Source organism: Sedimenticola selenatireducens DSM 17993 (assembly GCF_000428045.1).
GTDB lineage: Bacteria > Pseudomonadota > Gammaproteobacteria > Chromatiales > Chromatiaceae > Sedimenticola > Sedimenticola selenatireducens.
The window spans coordinates 58326-73815 of record NZ_ATZE01000011.1 but is presented as its reverse complement, the minus strand read 5'-3'; the positions used below and the strand labels follow the sequence as shown (position 1 = coordinate 73815).

The following is a 15490-nucleotide window of genomic DNA, read 5'->3' as shown; positions in this document are numbered from 1 at the left end:
ATTGATATGTACACATCACATGGATCATGTGATGCGCCTATCTGATTCGACATGGACTGGGCACCAGCATGCTGAAAAGTGGCCAACCATAAACTAGCGATACACGTCGCGCTACCAATGTGTCACTCAACGCGTATTTATTGACGGAGGCCCGGGCGCTTGAGGTCAATGTTTCAAGTGCTGTCGAACAGGGGGTGGCACAAGCCATCGCTGAACGGCAGGTGGCCTTGTGGCTGGAGGAAAACCGGGATTCGCTGATAAGCTCTAATGCCTTTGTCGAGTATCACGGCTTACCGCTGGCGCAATACCGGGAGTTCTGATGACACACTTCGATGTATACAAAAAACCGGTGGGTGAGGGTTGTCTGCTTGACGTTGCAGGCCGACTTGCTCAGTCAGCTCTACACGCGGTTGGCTATTCTCTTGTTGTCGATGGCGCCAAAGCCCACGCGGACTCTCAATCCATGCTTTGAGATCGGGGATGAGGCCCTTGTGATGGCCACGCAGTTCATGACCGCTGTTCCTGCCAGCATCTTACACATGCCGGTTACGAATCTTCAGTCCCAGCACGATGGGATCGTAGCCGCTATTGATTTTCTACTGCAGGGATTCTGAGGTACGGGAAGGACAACGGACTATCTCGCCTTGATATTACCCTAACTCTACCGGGTAAGAGGGGTGGTATCGCTTGTTTTAGGTAGACAAAACGAAAGACCTGATGCCAGTTGTACTGCAGACTCATTTATGAATTGGAAAATACTGCCACCGGCTTTAGCTGGTGGCAGTATCCACATGAAAAAAGGCCCGATGCGGTAAGCGTCGGGCCTTTTTGTCTGTTAGTAAATACTACTCTCTGACCCGTTTTTTTGCTTATCGGCAAGATGCGGGCAGATGCTTCGCAAGTCCAGCCGTCAGGGCGCAGGTCCAAGTAAGCGGATCATCAGTGGTGGCGCCCGGCGTCGGAGTCAGCGTGAAAGCAGGGTCGGTAGCCGCGCCCGTCGCTCTTGTTGTTACTGTAATAACACCGGTGACGTCAGTGATTGCGATTGAGGCGACGTTGTCGGTCGCATTTGCGGTAAACGCAAAACCACTATTGGCGGCAGTAACCTGATCAAGTCCGCCCAATGCAGCTGCAGTTTCCGCCACAGCCAGCTTCGCTGGAGCCGCTTGAACCAAGGCTTCCGATACCCTTGTTCTGATCGTGTAATCCTGATAAGCAGGCAGAGCTATAGCTGCCAAAATACCGATAATCGCCACCACGATCATCAGTTCGATCAATGTAAAACCAGCTTGTGCTTTTTTCATGGGTCTCTCCCTTTAAATATCAAATATTCTGTGGCAAATGCCTGGTGTAATGCGTCATCCCTTTCATCATGCGGCCCGGCAGATGCCAGCCTCAGACTACTTGCCTGTTATTGAGCAACAGCTGTGCCAGTTTTTTAGTGCTGTTTTTGAGCGGCCTGTAACAGGTTGATTATCAATTGAATGTTTCCATTATTCCGGTGGTTCTGTGGTTGGTGTGGTTGAGCCTTATCCTGGTGCGGACCTTACGGGGAATGTCAGAAAGTGACGTAAATTGTCACTTTCAAATAGACAGAAAGCGCTACGGGCGGAAAACAAACATATGGGGTCAGGTCTTTCATCTTGCATCATTAGCCTTTTTTGATAGAGTTGGCGCATGGCAAGACAACATATATGGGGTCAGGTCTTTCATCTTGCATCATTACCCTTTTTTGATAGAGTTGGCGCATGGCAAGACCGTTACGTATTGAATTCGCCGGTGCTTTGTACCACGTGACGTCGCGAGGAGATGGTCGGGAAGAGATCTATCGGAGTGATGGTGACCGGCGCCTGTTCCTTGGCGTAATAGAGGCTGTGTGTGAGCGCTTTGATTGGGTGATACATGCCTATTGTCTGATGGACAACCATTATCACCTGCTGGTGGAGACACCGAACGGAAACCTGGCCAAAGGCATGCGGCATCTGAACGGGGTCTATACGCAAGCGTTTAATCGCGAGCATGGCCGGGTGGGCCACGTCTTCCAAGGGCGATATAAGGCCATTCTGGTACAGAAAGAAACATATTTGTTGGAACTGGCGCGCTATATTGTGCTCAATCCTGTGCGGGCGCGCATGGTTAGACGGGCGATGGATTGGGCGTGGAGCAGTTATCGGGCGACTGCAGGCCATGATGAAGGGGCAAAGTGGCTACAAACCGAATGGATACTCTCGGCCTTTGGAGGACAGAAAGGGCGGGCCATGAAGCGCTATCGGGATTTTGTGGTTGAGGGCAAGAACCAGTCTGGCCCCTGGGAGCAACTTAAAAACCAGGTGTTTCTGGGAACGGAGCAGTTCGTCACGAACATGCAGGCCCAATTGGATGTGGGTAAGGACTTGAGCGAGATTCCGGTGAGGCAGCGGCGTGCCCCACCTAAGCCCTTGGAACATTACGCCGCCAGCAATGAAGGGCGTGATTCGGCAATTGTGGCGGCATACGCAAGTGGTGGATACAGCATGAAAGAGATTGGAGATCACTTCGGCCTCCACTATTCGTACGTCAGTCGAATCATTAGCCGCGCAGGGAAGGCAAGATGAAAGACCTGACCCCGGTTGTGCGGTTGTCTGTCGCCTGCCTTCCGCATCCGGCATTTATTGTGGGCCCACTCGTCATTGGTTACTCCAGACCCAGCTTCTCCAGTTTGTATCGCAGTGCCCTGAATGAGATGCCCAGTCTCTTCGCGGCGGCGGTTTTGTTCCAGTGGGTCTCTTCCAGCGCGGTGGTGATCAGTTTCCGTTCCACCTGCTCCAGATGTGCCTCAAGCGGCAGGTCTGGATTGACACCGTGGGTGGTTGGGGACTCTGCTGCGGTGTCGGCAGGGATCAGCAGATCCTCCAGGGTGATGGTCTCATTCTCACAGAGCGCCACCGCCCGCTCCAGGATATTCTCCAGTTCACGGATATTGCCGGGAAAGCTGTATTTGAGCAGCGTCTTCAGGGCATCCCTGTCGATGCGTGGTTTCGCGCAACTGGAGTGGGCGGCGATGCGGCCCAGCATCATGTCTGCCAGTAACGGGATGTCATCCTTGCGTTCCCGCAGTGTGGGGATCGCCAGTTCAATGACGTTGATTCGATAGAACAGGTCCTGTCGGAAATTTCCGTTCTCCACCAGACCGGCCAGATCCTTGTGGGTGGCGCTGGTGATGCGGACATCCACGGGTATCTCTTTTTGGGCGCCTACTGGTCGGATTGATTTCTCCTGGATGGCGCGCAGCAGTTTTACCTGCATGTTGAGCGGCAGATCGGCTACCTCATCGAGGAACAGGGTGCCACCGTTAGCCGCCTGGAACAGCCCCTGTTTGTCACTGATGGCGCCGGTAAAGCTGCCCTTCATATGGCCGAAGAATTCGCTTTCCATCAGCTCCTGGGGGATGGCGCCGCAGTTGACGGCGATGAAGTTGTGATCGGCGCGCGGGCTCTGCTGGTGGATTTGCCGGGCCGCCAGCTCCTTGCCGGTGCCGGATTCTCCACTGATGAATACCGGCGCCTGGCTTCTCGCCAGTTTGCGGATCAGGGTACGAATCTGCTCGGCAGCGGGGGATTTCCCCAGCAGTTCCGATTTACCGCCGGGCTTCTCCATCTTCGCCTCTGTGGCTAAGCCCCGCTCCAGTTTCAGTGCGGTGTTGACCAGGTTGCGCAGCATACCGAGGTCCACCGGCTTGGAGACGAAATCAAAGGCCCCCGCTTTCAATGCCTGGACGGCCGAGTCCATATTGCCGTGCGCGGTGATTACCGCCACTGGGAGGTCCGGGTGGCGCCGGCTGATGGTCTCCACCAGATCGATGCCGTTGCCGTCCGGCAGGCGCATGTCGGTCAGGCAGAGATCGAAGCGTTCCGACTCCAGCAGTCGCTTGGCTGCTCGCAGATCTTCCGCCGAACGGGAGTCGATATTCATCCGTCCCAGGGTGATCTCCAGGAGTTCCCGGATATCGGGTTCGTCATCAACAATGAGTGCCAGTGGATTATTCATTATCGAACCGGTTGGTTGCCCCTGCCGGGGAAGGTGATGCGGAAACAACTGCCGCCACCGGGAACGGCAATATAGTCCAGCCCAAGGCGATTGGCCTCGCACAGTTCTTTGGCAATATACAGGCCCAGGCCTGTTCCCGCATTTCGGGTGGTGAAGAAAGGTTCGAACATCTGCCGTACATGCTCGGGGGCAATCCCCGGGCCGTTATCGATAATATCCACGAAGGGGCCGCCCGACTCCCGGGTAATGCCGCCGCTGATCTGTATGCTCAAGGCTTCGCGCTCCCTGTCGAAGTGTTTGATGGAATTTTCGCACAGGATAACAAAAACCTGGCGGAATTGGCTCGGGTCAGTGCGAATCAATGTGCTGTCCGGATCGATCTGCAGCGTTAACACCCCTTCTGGTAAATTCAGGGTTCGGGCCAGCTCGCTGATGAATTGCTCCAGCCAAGGTTTTAACAGAAATTCCTTGGGCAGTGAGCGTCCGCGGCGCGACAGTTGCAAGATATTTTCGATAATCTCATTCACCCGCCGGGTATTGGTGCTGATAATGTCGATCAGTCGTCTGTCTGCCGTTGGAATATCGGGCGACTCTTTGAGCAGTTGCTCGGCATGGCTGATGGCACCCAACGGGTTGCGAATCTCATGGGCGATACTGGCGGTCAGCCGACCCAGTGAGGCCAGTTTCATCTGCTGCGCCTGCTGGGTGACGGTGGCGGTATCCTCCAGAAAAATCACCGCGCCGCCCTTGTTGTTCTCGCCCAGCATGGAGAATCCTGCGGTCAGCTCCCGGCCTCCTGTGATCGGGCGGAATGGTTCGGGTGTGGGGTGAGTAGCCTGATCCCACTCCGAAAGTTGAGCCGCCAGTTTATGACACGCCTGCTCCAGTGGGCTGCCGGTGCCGACCTCAGGCATGCCGAGCAGATACCAGGCCGACTCGTTCATTAGGCGGATGGTGCTGTGGGTGTCGACCACGATAATCCCGGTGAGCATGTGCTGGATGACGTAGTCATTAAGCTGTTCCATATTGGCCAGATCCAGTTGGCGCTGGGTTGCCAGGGCTTCACTGGACTTCAGTTGGCGTGCCATGACCTGGGCAAGAATGGCAATGGCAAAGAACAGGGTGCCGAGCAGCCCCGCCTGGGTGTAGGAGGTGGTCTCGAAGGTCTGGTTCAGATGGGCATAAACCTGTTCCGACAAAATAAATATGGATGCCATTGCCGCTTCCAGGCTGGCATAGACCCCCCGGGTGATGAGGCTGCCGGTGGCGATGGAGACGGCCAGCAGCATGCCAAGGCCGGAACTGATACCCCCACTGGCATGCATTAACAGCGTGATGGCACAGATATCCACGAGTACCATCAAAAACGTCTGCTGGTTGATAGACAGGGGGCGGGCGGCATACAGCAGCAGTCCGCTGGCGATCACCAGACCAAAATAGACAATGACCACCAGGGCGAAAAGCTTGGGGTTGGTATGCCCCAGCAATGTAGGGCCGGTCTTGCTGAAATAGAGTATGCCGAGCAGGGTCGCCAGCATCAGTCGGTAATAGAAAAAGATCGCCAGCGGCCGCAGGGGTGGTGTTCCTGTCTGCTGAATGTTGTCCAGTGCCAGGTTGTGTTGTCTGGGGTCAGCGAGTGCCATATTTTGGGGAGGTCCTGGACGGTAGGGCGGGTTGCATCATGTGACTACTTCTCGTCTTTCTGCTGCATCAGGTGCTCCCGGGAACAGAAAAAGCTCCCCTGGTGCTGCAATGCCTCGGCTTCGGGTAGATAGGTGCCACAAACTTTGCACTGAACCATGTCGGCTGCAATTTTATTATTCTTTTTGACCCCCGTTTTTGGTAAGCGCCTGATGTAAGCCCGTACTATAATGAACAGCGCCCACAGGGTGAGAAGAATCAATAGTAGCCTTATGCCCATAATCTCAGTTTATTAGGGTATTTCCTAGTTTTGCTTATTTTGTCGATTTCGACCAGAATAGCACTCTTTTTTTATCACGTTGACCGGTTGCGAGAATGAATCTACACGAATATCAATCAAAACAGTTGTTTGCAAAACAGGGTATTCCTGTCCCGGAGGGTAGTCCAGTCACCTCCGTCAAGGAGGCGCGTCGGGCGGCGGAAGCCCTGGGTGGCGACCGCTGGGTAGTCAAGGCTCAGGTTCACGCCGGTGGCCGTGGCAAAGTCGGTGGTGTGGTGCTGGTGGACAGCCTTGACCAGGTTGAGACCGAGGCACAGCGTCTGCTGGGCAGCATGCTGGTGACCAAGCAGACGGGCGAACCTGGTCTGCCCATCAATACTCTGTTGGTTGAGGCCATCACCGATATCGAGCGTGAGCTCTATCTGAGTGTGCTGGTGGACCGGGAATCGAAGAAGATTCTGTTCATGGCCTCTCAGGCGGGCGGCATGAATATCGAAGAGGTTGCAGAAGAGACCCCGGAACAACTTCACATTATCCGCATCGATCCGGCGGCGGGTCTGCAGGGCTATCAGTGCCGCAAACTGGCGTTTGCCCTAGCCCTTGAAGGTACCCAGATCCGTGAATTCCAGAAGTTCATGTTCGCCCTCTACAACCTGTTTATCGAGAGCGATGCCAGTCTGGTGGAGATCAATCCGCTGGTGGTTACCAAGGCTGGCAATCTGATTGCGTTGGACGCCAAGATCAACCTGGATAGCAACGCGCTCTATCGCCAACCCAATCTGTTGGCAATGCGTGATATCAGCCAGGAAGATGAGCGAGAGGCAAAGGCAGCCGAGCATGACCTCAACTACATCACCCTGGATGGCAATATCGGCTGTATGGTGAACGGTGCCGGACTGGCCATGGCCACCATGGACCTGGTGCAGTTGAAAGGTGGTTCACCTGCCAACTTCCTGGATGTGGGCGGTGGTACTACTGCCGAACGTGTGGCAGAGGCGTTCAAGCTGATCCTGTCCGATGACAAGGTGCAGGCCGTACTGGTCAACATTTTCGGTGGCATCGTCCGCTGTGACCTGATTGCCGAGGGCATTATCGAGGCAGTGAAAGAGGTGGATGTCAAAGTGCCGGTGGTGGTGCGGCTCGAAGGCACCAAGGCGCCGGAGGGGCTGGAGCTTCTGGCCAACAGCGGTCTGGCAATTACCACCGCTGCTGACCTCTCGGAAGGCGCGGAGAAAGTTGTCGCTGCCGCCAAAGGCTGATTGTTTGAACCGGAAGCGGCGTCCGACAGGCGCCGGGCTGGAATCACCAGATACAGGAAAAGAATTGTGAGTATTCTCATTGATAAAGACACCCGAGTAATCTGCCAGGGCTTTACTGGCAAACAGGGAACCTTCCACACCGAGCAGGCGATCGCCTACGGCACCAACATGGTGGGTGGCGTTACCCCAGGCAAAGGCGGCCAGAAACATCTGGATCTGCCGGTTTTCAACACAGTCCATGATGCGGTTGACGCGACCGGCGCCGACGCCACCATGATCTACGTTCCGGCGGCCTTTGCCGCCGACGCGATCCTGGAAGCGGCCGATGCGGGCATCAAGGTGATCGCCTGTATCACCGAAGGCATCCCCGTACTGGACATGCTCAAGGTCAAGGCGGCCCTGGCCAACTACGATTGCCGCCTGATTGGTCCCAACTGCCCCGGTATCATCACCCCGGGTGCCTGCAAGATCGGCATTATGCCCGGCATGATCCACAAGCCCGGCAAGATCGGTGTTGTCTCCCGCTCCGGTACCCTGACCTACGAGGCGGTGTTCCAGACCACCACCACCGGACTGGGTCAGAGCACCTGCGTCGGCATTGGCGGTGACCCGATCCACGGTATGAACTTTATCGACTGTCTGGAACTGTTCCAGGAAGATCCCCAGACCGAGGGTATCGTCATGGTCGGTGAGATCGGTGGTTCTGCTGAAGAAGATGCAGCAGCCTTTATCAAGGCCAATGTGACCAAGCCGGTGGTGGGTTATATCGCCGGTGTAACCGCTCCTCCGGGCAAGCGCATGGGCCATGCGGGCGCGATTGTCAGCGGCGGCAAGGGCACCGCGGACAGCAAGTTCGCTGCCCTGGAAGCGGCCGGTGTTGCTACCGTGCGCTCTCCGTCGGATATTGGCGCCAAGATGCTGGAACTGATGAGCTGATAGCGCCAAATTTTTTGATTTTGGGTATCATATGCCGCCCCGGCCGTCAGGTCGGTGGCGGCTTTTGTTTGGCTTTGTACCAGTTATGTGTTGATGTCGATTCGGCTTTGAAATTTGCCCCGGGAAGGGCTTATACCCGGAAGTAGGCCCGTAGGAGCGGCTTCAGCCGCGAAATTCGCGGATAAATCCGCTCCTACAAAGCACTTTCGTTCAGGCAGCGGAAATCGGGATAGAGTCTTTTATTGAGGGGTGGCCGGTAGTGTGCCGGCATATCGGTTGGTGGTCCTTTGAGTTTAAAAATATCTTTAGCGCAAATCGACCTGATGGTAGGTGATATCAGGGGCAATGCCGATCGCGTCCTGGCGGCGATGCGGGTTGCCCGGGATCAGCAGCAGGCCCATGCGGTGGTCTTCCCGGAGCTGACCCTCACCGGCTATCCGCCCGAGGATCTGCTGTTGCGTCCGGAACTGATTGCCCGGGTGGAGTCAGAGCTGGAACGTTTGTGCAGTGAATGTAGCGGGATTGACCTGATTCTGGGCTACCCCAAATGTCAGGACGGCAAGCTTTACAATGCGGCAGGCGTGATCCGGGATGGCGTAATCATCGCCGAATATTTCAAGTCACTGCTGCCCAACTACAGCGTATTCGATGAAAAGCGTTATTTTGAATCCGGCGATCGGCCCTGCGTGTTCGAGTTGCAGGGGATTCCGGTAGGCGTCACCATTTGCGAGGATATCTGGTACAAGACCCCGGCTGCCTCGGCGGCTGAGGCGGGCGCGAAAATCCTGCTTAATCTGAACGCCTCGCCGTTCCATTCCGGCAAGGCACCGGAGCGTGAGACCCTTCTGCAGAAGCGGGCACAGGAGACCGGACTCTCCATTATCTACCTCAATCTGGTGGGGGGGCAGGATGAACTGGTGTTCGACGGTGGCTCGTTCGTGGTCAATCCACAGGGAGAGATCACCCAGCGGGCGGCCTTCTTCAGGGAGGATCAGCCGCTGGTGGAGTTTACCGAGCGGGATGGGCAGATGGTCCCCATATTGGCCCATATCACGCCGCTGCTCTCTGAAGAGGAGGCGGTTTATACGGCCCTGGTCAATGGTGTCAGGGGTTATGTCCTGAAAAACGGTTTCAAGGGGGCGGTGCTGGGGCTTTCCGGAGGTATTGATTCGGCGCTGACATTGGCCATAGCGGTCGATGCCCTCGGTGCCGATCAGGTTGAAGTGGTTCTGATGCCTTCCCGCTATACCGCGGATATGAGTAACGAGGATGCCGTTCGCGAGGCTGAAACCCTCGGTGTGAAGCATCAAACCATTCCTATTGAACCGGCCTTCAACGCGTTTCTCGATTTATTGGAACAGACCTTTGCCGGTACCACCCGGGATACCACTGAAGAGAATATCCAGGCCCGTTGCCGTGGCGTACTGTTAATGGCCATTAGCAACAAGACGGGAAAAATCCTCCTGACGACCGGCAACAAAAGCGAAATGTCGGTTGGTTATGCCACCCTGTACGGGGATATGGCCGGAGGGTTCGCCCCGATCAAGGATGTACCGAAACTGCTGGTCTATCGACTGGCGGAGTACCGCAACCGGGAGGGGGAGGTGATTCCGCGCCGGGTGATCGAACGACCGCCGTCGGCGGAACTGGCCCCGGATCAGAAAGACTCCGATTCGCTGCCACCCTACGAAATCCTGGACCCGGTTTTGGCGATGTATATCGAACAGGATAAAGGGATCAAGGAGATTGTGGCGGCCGGGTTCAATGAAGCGGATGTGCGCCGGGTGGTCCGTCTGGTGGACCGCAACGAGTACAAGCGCCGCCAGGCGCCGCCGGGTGTCAAGATCAGCCAGCGCGCCTTCGGCAGGGACAGGCGCTATCCCCTGACCAATGGTTTTTAACCGGATTGCTCTGTTAAAGGAAGAATCATTCCACAATATTGCCGGTGTGGTTATTTCCGGTAAGATGAGCATCCATAAAACAGTAATTCCGCCGCCAATGCGGTAAGGTGACAACAGGAGCCTGGAAACAATGAAAAAAGTCGACGCGATTATTAAGCCTTTTAAACTGGATGATGTCCGAGAAGCATTGTCTGCTGTCGGTATCACCGGCATGACCGCCAGTGAGGTAAAGGGATTCGGTCGACAGAAAGGCCATACTGAGCTCTATCGCGGGGCGGAATACGTGGTTGATTTTCTTCCCAAGGTGAAGATCGAGGTGGTGATCAACGACAATCAACTGGATGACTGCATTGAGGCCATCACCAGTGCGGCCAAGACTGGCAAGATCGGCGATGGCAAGATCTTTGTTTCGACGGTCGAAAAGGTGGTGCGTATTCGCACCGGTGAGGAAGACGAAAGCGCAATCTGATTTTTATTAGGGCCACAAAGAAGGGGTGCATCATGCACCCCTTCTTTGTGGTCGATGCGTCAGCTGATTTGTCGGGTTACGCCCTTCGGGCTAACGCGACCTACCGCTCAACCCGGTTGCGGGGTTCGTGGGTCGGATTAGCGATAGCGTGTTCCGACGATCCACTCAGTTCTTGTCCAGCTCCAGATAATCCCAGACCGCCTTGCCAAGCGACTTTTTCTCTTCATAGCTGGTCTCTGCCACATCCAGGGCGCCGCTCTGCAGGTTCAGCGCCAGTACCCGTTGGGCGTCGGCAGAGAGTTCTTCCAGTCCCAGTTTGTCATAGGCCGAGATCATGATTTCAAGTGCCTCCTTGACCGATGGTGTGCGCTGGTACTTCTCTACCACGGTAACGCAGCGATTGGCGGCTGCCAGGTAGGCGCCGCGCTTCATGTAGTAACGGGCCACATGAACTTCATGGCTGGCCAGATTATTGCGCAGATAGAACATGCGCTTGCGGGCATCCTCGGCATACTGGCTTTCCGGGAAGCGGCGCACCAGTTCGGCAAAATCATTAAAAGAGTCAATGGTCGAGCCGGGGTCGCGCTGGGAGGTGTCGGTTGGAATAAACCGGGTAATAAAACTCAGGTTACGATTGAAGTTGACAATACCCTTGAGATAGTAGGCGTAATCTACATGGGGATCGCGCGGGTGCAGCCGGATGAAGCGATCGGCCGCGGCGATGGCTGATTCATGATTGCCATCCTTGTAATAGGCGTAGGCCACGTCAAGCTGGGCCTGCATGGCATAGCGTCCGAAGGGGTAGCGGGATTCCAGGCCTTCGAAATATTTGATGGCGGTTTCATAATCACCGTCAGACATGGCGAAGCTGGCCTCGGAATAGAATTTCTGGGCGCTCCAGCCGATGGTTTCGTCCTTCTCTTTGGGGAGCAGGGAACAGCCCGAGAGCAGGAACAGAATAAGTACAGCGGTGAAAATGCGATGTCTGGCCATTTGTGATCGTAACTGGATGATGATTAGAGTCGAAAAGTATACCCGAAAGGTTTCTGTTGGGCGATTATGGAAAAATAAGGTTCAGCAGGTTGGTAAGGTGAGCAGCGGAGGGGTGGAATGCGTTAAACTCCCCTCCCTCAGAGGAGTTGGGCAGAGACTGGACAGAATGATCGGGAGCGGCGGCATTGTCTGAAAGAGTAGAGCATCTCAGTGCACGGGTGGGAGTTGAGTTGGCGGGCAAACGGCTGGACCAGGCGCTGGCCCAGTTGTTTCCGGATTACTCCCGAAGCCGCCTGCAACAGTGGGTGAAAGAGGGGCTGGTCACCCTGGACGGGGTAACCTGCCGACCGCGGGACAAGGTGTTGGGCGGCGAGTGGGTGGCGCTGGAAGCGCATCTGGAGGATCAGGTTGAGTGCCGGCCACAGGCGATTGAGCTGGATATCGTCCATGAGGATGAGGCCCTGATCCTGATCAACAAACCGGCCGGTCTGGTGGTTCACCCGGCTGCCGGAAATCCCGATGGCACCTTGCAGAACGCGCTGTTGCACCACGACCCGTCACTGATCCAGCTGCCTCGGGCAGGAATTATTCACCGGCTCGACAAGGAGACCACCGGCCTGCTGGTGATCGCCCGTACGCCGGCCGCCCACAAGTTCCTGGTGGAGCAACTGCAGGCGCGCGAGTTCGAGCGTGAGTACCGGGCGATCGCCACCGGGGTGATGACGGCAGGTGGTTCGGTGGATGAGCCGATTGGCCGTCACCCGACCCAGCGCGTCAAGATGGCGGTCCACCATGCCGGTAAGGAGGCCGTCACCCACTATCGGGTGCTGGAGCGTTTTCGCGCCCATACCTATCTGAAGGTCAAGCTGGAGACCGGCCGAACCCACCAGATTCGGGTCCATATGGCCCATCTGCGCTATCCCCTGGTGGGTGATCCGGTCTATGCCGGACGGCTGCGTCAGCCGGCGGGCGCCTCGGAACAGCTGCGCGAGACGCTTCGCCAATTCCATCGGCAGGCGCTGCACGCTCTCAAGCTGGGGCTCACCCATCCGCAATCGGGTGAATGGATGGAATGGGAGGCGCCCTTGCCGGAGGATATGCGGCAGTTGCTGGAGGCCCTGCGAATGGATCTGCAACATGCCTGAGCCAATCCCCGAACTGCTGATTCCGGTCTGGCCTGCCCCAGCTGCCGTGCATGCCGTGATCTCCACCCGGGTCGGTGGGGTGAGCCTGCCCCCGTTTGACAGTCTCAATCTGGCAGACCATGTGGGTGATGATCCGGCGGCAGTGGCGGAGAACCGCAAGCGGCTGGAAGTTGTGGCACGGTTGCCGGCAACTCCAATCTGGCTCAATCAGGTACACGGTACTCGGGTGCTGGATTGTGCGGGATCAGTAACAAGCCGGGAGGCCGATGCGAGCGTGACCAGCCAGCCGGGCCAGGTGTGCGTGGTGATGACCGCTGACTGCCTGCCTGTCCTGTTCTGTAACCGGGCGGGCAGCCGGGTGGCAGCCGTGCATGCCGGCTGGCGTGGTCTGGCCGATGGCGTCATCGAGGCGGCGCTGGCAGGTTTTGAGGGCCCGGCCGACCAACTGCTGGCATGGCTGGGTCCGGCGATTGGTCCGGATGCCTTTGAGGTGGGTCCCGAGGTCAGGGAACGGTTCTTACAGGATGATCCGCAGGCTGCCAGTGCGTTCCATCCGGGCCGGCCGGGACACTGGCTGGCGGATATCTACCGGCTGGCGCGTTTGCGGTTAGAGCGGGCAGGGGTCGGTTTTATCGGTGGTGGGGATTACTGTACAGTAACCGATATTAAGCGTTTTTTTTCCTATCGCCGGGACGGGGTGACGGGACGCATGGCGTCGCTGATCTGGATCGAGTGAAAAATCGATACGAGTTCGTAGGTTGGGGTGAGCTTGCGAACCCCAACGGGGGGCATGTGTGTGCGCCATGATGTTGGGGTTCGTTCCTCACCCCAACCTATGGGTTGATACCAAGGTCCGTTTAATAACGGGAGATGAAAAAGATGAATGACTGGAAAATGCTGACACTGGTCGGCGCCGATCAACCCGGGATTGTGGGGCAGGTGACGAATGCCCTCTACCGGGCGGGCTGGAACCTGGGCGAGGCCTCGATGATCCGCCTGGGGGGCAACTTCACCATCATGATGATGGTGACCGGTGAGGGCGTGGTGGAGCCGGTGTTGCAGCCGGTCGTGGATGCCCTGGGACTGCACATGCATGTGGATAATATTGCCGGCTCGCTGCATCAGCATGTAGTCCCCAATATCCAGGTGCGGGTAGCCGGAGCCGACCGGGCCGGCATAGTCGCACAGGTAACCGCCGTGCTGGCGGAGCAGGGCTTTAATATTCTGGAACTGGAATCGGACGTGGCCGGCTCCAGTGAGCGGCCGGTCTACATCATGCATATCCAGGGTTATGCGGATCTGCCGTTAGAGTCGCTGGAGGCGGCGCTGGATAATCTGGGTGATATCGATGTGCGCGTATCTCCCATTGAGACACTGATTGGATAACAATGGCAGTTCTGGAAATATTAAAAATCCCCGACGACCGTCTGAAGCAGGTATCGGAGCCGGTGGAACAGTTCGACGATGAACTGCGCGCCTTTATCGATGACCTGGAACAGACCCGTCGTGACGGTCCCGCCGCAGTCGGCATTGCCGCTCCGCAAGTGGGCCGGTTTCAACGGGTGGTGATTGTCGATGTCTCCAATACCCGCAAGCCGGTGCCCAACCACGGCTACATGATCCTGGTGAACCCAGAGATCACCCACTGGGACGGTTTCGAGATGGGTCGGGAGGGGTGCCTTTCGGTGCCCGATTACACCGGTAACGTGATTCGCGCCACCCAGATCAAGATCCGTGCCCAGGACCCCTGGGGGCAGCCGCTGGAGTATGAGATGGAGGGCTACGAAGCGCGCGCCGTGCAGCACGAGCTGGACCACCTCGACGGCATGCTGTTCATCGATCGGGTGGTGAGCCGGCGTACCGACCTGTTTCAGCGCAAGGTGTATCAGAAAGGCGGCAAGCCTAAAAAATAGCCGGATTGATTTTAGCCGTTCCTACGATCGGGATTATCTATCCGTAATCAGGGCGGGTGTAGGAGTTGCTTTCGCTGCGATTAAACTGCCATCCGCCTTTTCTCGTTTCTCGTTCCCACGCTCCGCGTGGAAATGCATACTACTCGCGATCATTCGCGGCTTAAGTTTACGAGGGAGTTGTGCCATCCACCGCCGTAGTCATTTCATCCCTGCTGGCCGCCCTGCTGCTGTGGCAGCTCTTGCGGCTCTACCGGGCCTGCCACCGTGCCAACCGGGTTGACTGGGGGCGTGGTTGGGTGAACCTGCTGGATGGACTCAACCGCTTGTTCTGCTACCGCTATCACCGGCTCAATCGGATCGGCATCCGCCTGCCGAAGTCCGGGCCGGCGATTGTGGTGGCTAACCATGTCTCCGGACTCGATCCGCTGCTGCTGGTCGCCTCGGCCCGGCGTCCCCTGCGTTTTATCATCGCCCGCGAGGAGTATCAGCGCTTTGGCCTCACCTGGCTGTTTCGAGCCATCGGCTGTATCCCGGTGGACCGGGAAAAACGCCCGGAGCAGGCGCTGCGGGAGGCGCTGCGCTGCCTGCGTGGCGGCGAGGTGGTGGCGCTGTTTCCCCATGGCAAGATCCATCTGGACTCGGATCCGCCGCGTCGCATCAAGGCTGGTGCCATCCGTCTCTCCCAGATCACCGGCGCGCCAATCTTCCCCCATCGCATCTGCGGTATTCGTGGAGAGGGTGGCGTGATCGGCGGGGTGCTGCTGCGTGGCCGGGCCAGTATCAAGGCGGGTTCCGCGATCTATCCCGAGGAGTGGGGCCGGGATCAGTTGCAGACCCTGGTTCAGGGAATCCTGGAAGGTGACGAAGATCAAGAGAGTTCTGTAGCGATCTGAATTTCCAGTTGAATTTCGATATCGGGTGCCCCAT

Annotated in this window: 16 protein-coding genes and 1 pseudogene; 12 read left to right on the top strand and 5 right to left on the bottom strand. The window is 57.0% G+C overall.

Annotation, left to right across the window (positions count from 1 at the left end; genetic code table 11):
- Positions 1–116: 116 nt before the first annotated feature.
- Both A3GO_RS23515 and A3GO_RS26825 read left to right on the top strand, forming a co-directional pair.
- A pseudogene (locus A3GO_RS23515) lies at positions 117–320 on the top strand (type II toxin-antitoxin system CcdA family antitoxin); the annotation flags it as partial.
- Positions 321–332: 12 nt separating this feature from the next.
- Positions 333–614: a CcdB family protein gene (locus A3GO_RS26825; protein ID WP_157606780.1), complete on the top strand. Its 282-nt coding sequence runs from the start codon at positions 333–335 to the stop codon at positions 612–614.
- 255 nt (positions 615–869) lie between these two features.
- Here the strand turns inward: A3GO_RS26825 and A3GO_RS0110220 are convergent, their stop codons facing one another.
- Positions 870–1304, bottom strand: a complete 435-nt coding sequence (locus A3GO_RS0110220) for a pilin (RefSeq protein ID WP_029133310.1) — start codon at positions 1302–1304, stop codon at positions 870–872.
- A gap of 444 nt (positions 1305–1748) precedes the next feature.
- Between A3GO_RS0110220 and A3GO_RS0110215 the strand changes: the two genes are divergently transcribed.
- Complete coding sequence (locus A3GO_RS0110215; RefSeq protein WP_029133309.1) at positions 1749–2594, top strand: REP-associated tyrosine transposase; 846 nt, start codon at positions 1749–1751, stop codon at positions 2592–2594.
- A gap of 79 nt (positions 2595–2673) precedes the next feature.
- On the opposite strand, the gene A3GO_RS0110210 is transcribed toward A3GO_RS0110215, so the two are convergent.
- The 3 genes from A3GO_RS0110210 to A3GO_RS26700 are packed head-to-tail and all read right to left on the bottom strand — an operon-like array spanning position 2674 to position 5947.
- On the bottom strand, positions 2674–4026 hold the full coding sequence (locus tag A3GO_RS0110210; RefSeq protein WP_029133308.1) for a sigma-54-dependent transcriptional regulator: 1353 nt from the start codon (positions 4024–4026) through the stop codon (positions 2674–2676).
- Positions 4026–5669, bottom strand: coding sequence for a sensor histidine kinase (locus A3GO_RS23505; protein ID WP_211245089.1), 1644 nt, complete (start codon positions 5667–5669; stop codon positions 4026–4028). Before A3GO_RS23505 ends, A3GO_RS0110210 begins: the two co-directional genes overlap by 1 nt.
- 44 nt (positions 5670–5713) lie before the next feature.
- Complete coding sequence (locus A3GO_RS26700; protein ID WP_037375125.1) at positions 5714–5947, bottom strand: PP0621 family protein; 234 nt, start codon at positions 5945–5947, stop codon at positions 5714–5716.
- A 95-nt stretch (positions 5948–6042) separates the two neighbouring features.
- Between A3GO_RS26700 and sucC the strand changes: the two genes are divergently transcribed.
- The 4 genes from sucC (at position 6043) to A3GO_RS0110180 (ending at position 10512) form a co-directional block, all read left to right on the top strand.
- Positions 6043–7206, top strand: a complete 1164-nt coding sequence (sucC, locus tag A3GO_RS0110195) for an ADP-forming succinate--CoA ligase subunit beta (RefSeq protein ID WP_029133307.1) — start codon at positions 6043–6045, stop codon at positions 7204–7206.
- A 66-nt stretch (positions 7207–7272) separates the two neighbouring features.
- Positions 7273–8142 (top strand): succinate--CoA ligase subunit alpha, encoded by an 870-nt coding sequence (gene sucD, locus A3GO_RS0110190; protein WP_029133306.1) that lies wholly within the window; start codon positions 7273–7275, stop codon positions 8140–8142.
- A 323-nt stretch (positions 8143–8465) separates the two neighbouring features.
- Positions 8466–10043 (top strand): NAD+ synthase, encoded by a 1578-nt coding sequence (locus A3GO_RS0110185; RefSeq protein WP_418064556.1) that lies wholly within the window; start codon positions 8466–8468, stop codon positions 10041–10043.
- 130 nt (positions 10044–10173) lie between these two features.
- Complete coding sequence (locus A3GO_RS0110180) at positions 10174–10512, top strand: P-II family nitrogen regulator (RefSeq protein ID WP_029133304.1); 339 nt, start codon at positions 10174–10176, stop codon at positions 10510–10512.
- A 165-nt stretch (positions 10513–10677) separates the two neighbouring features.
- Here A3GO_RS0110180 and A3GO_RS0110175 read toward each other — a convergent pair whose 3' ends face one another.
- Entirely contained in the window at positions 10678–11505 is an 828-nt protein-coding gene (locus A3GO_RS0110175; protein WP_029133303.1) for an outer membrane protein assembly factor BamD, read from the bottom strand.
- Positions 11506–11690: 185 nt separating this feature from the next.
- Between A3GO_RS0110175 and rluD the strand changes: the two genes are divergently transcribed.
- The 5 genes from rluD to A3GO_RS23495 all read left to right on the top strand — a co-directional run bounded on the left by rluD (position 11691) and on the right by A3GO_RS23495 (position 15456).
- Positions 11691–12650 carry a 23S rRNA pseudouridine(1911/1915/1917) synthase RluD gene (gene rluD, locus A3GO_RS0110165; protein WP_029133301.1) on the top strand — a complete coding sequence of 320 codons (960 nt, stop codon included), beginning with the start codon at positions 11691–11693 and terminating at the stop codon, positions 12648–12650.
- Positions 12643–13386, top strand: a complete 744-nt coding sequence (gene pgeF / locus A3GO_RS0110160) for a peptidoglycan editing factor PgeF (RefSeq protein WP_029133300.1) — start codon at positions 12643–12645, stop codon at positions 13384–13386. Before rluD ends, pgeF begins: the two co-directional genes overlap by 8 nt.
- A 143-nt stretch (positions 13387–13529) precedes the next feature.
- The gene (locus tag A3GO_RS0110155) at positions 13530–14036 is read left to right on the top strand and encodes a glycine cleavage system transcriptional repressor (protein ID WP_029133299.1); all 507 of its coding nucleotides are present in this window, start codon (positions 13530–13532) and stop codon (positions 14034–14036) included.
- Between the two features lie 2 nt (positions 14037–14038).
- A complete protein-coding gene (gene def / locus A3GO_RS0110150) occupies positions 14039–14563 on the top strand; it encodes a peptide deformylase (RefSeq protein WP_029133298.1) in 525 nt (174 codons plus the stop codon).
- Positions 14564–14742: 179 nt separating this feature from the next.
- Positions 14743–15456 (top strand): lysophospholipid acyltransferase family protein, encoded by a 714-nt coding sequence (locus tag A3GO_RS23495; RefSeq protein ID WP_051302143.1) that lies wholly within the window; start codon positions 14743–14745, stop codon positions 15454–15456.
- Positions 15457–15490: the final 34 nt, after the last annotated feature.

Excerpts from the sequence above, each read along its gene's own strand:
- A3GO_RS0110215 (WP_029133309.1), top strand. The coding sequence starts at position 1,749 with ATGGCAAGACCGTTACGTATTGAATTCGCCGGTGCTTTGTACCACGTG.
- A3GO_RS0110210 (WP_029133308.1), bottom strand. The coding sequence starts at position 4,026 with ATGAATAATCCACTGGCACTCATTGTTGATGACGAACCCGATATCCGG.
- A3GO_RS0110175 (WP_029133303.1), bottom strand. The coding sequence starts at position 11,505 with ATGGCCAGACATCGCATTTTCACCGCTGTACTTATTCTGTTCCTGCTC.
- def (WP_029133298.1), top strand. The coding sequence starts at position 14,039 with ATGGCAGTTCTGGAAATATTAAAAATCCCCGACGACCGTCTGAAGCAG.
- A3GO_RS26825 (WP_157606780.1), top strand. The coding sequence starts at position 333 with ATGTATACAAAAAACCGGTGGGTGAGGGTTGTCTGCTTGACGTTGCAG.
- pgeF (WP_029133300.1), top strand. The coding sequence starts at position 12,643 with ATGCCTGAGCCAATCCCCGAACTGCTGATTCCGGTCTGGCCTGCCCCA.
- A3GO_RS26700 (WP_037375125.1), bottom strand. The coding sequence starts at position 5,947 with ATGGGCATAAGGCTACTATTGATTCTTCTCACCCTGTGGGCGCTGTTC.
- A3GO_RS23505 (WP_211245089.1), bottom strand. The coding sequence starts at position 5,669 with ATGGCACTCGCTGACCCCAGACAACACAACCTGGCACTGGACAACATT.
- A3GO_RS0110185 (WP_418064556.1), top strand. The coding sequence starts at position 8,466 with ATGGTAGGTGATATCAGGGGCAATGCCGATCGCGTCCTGGCGGCGATG.
- A3GO_RS0110155 (WP_029133299.1), top strand. The coding sequence starts at position 13,530 with ATGAATGACTGGAAAATGCTGACACTGGTCGGCGCCGATCAACCCGGG.
- sucC (WP_029133307.1), top strand. The coding sequence starts at position 6,043 with ATGAATCTACACGAATATCAATCAAAACAGTTGTTTGCAAAACAGGGT.
- A3GO_RS0110220 (WP_029133310.1), bottom strand. The coding sequence starts at position 1,304 with ATGAAAAAAGCACAAGCTGGTTTTACATTGATCGAACTGATGATCGTG.
- A3GO_RS0110180 (WP_029133304.1), top strand. The coding sequence starts at position 10,174 with ATGAAAAAAGTCGACGCGATTATTAAGCCTTTTAAACTGGATGATGTC.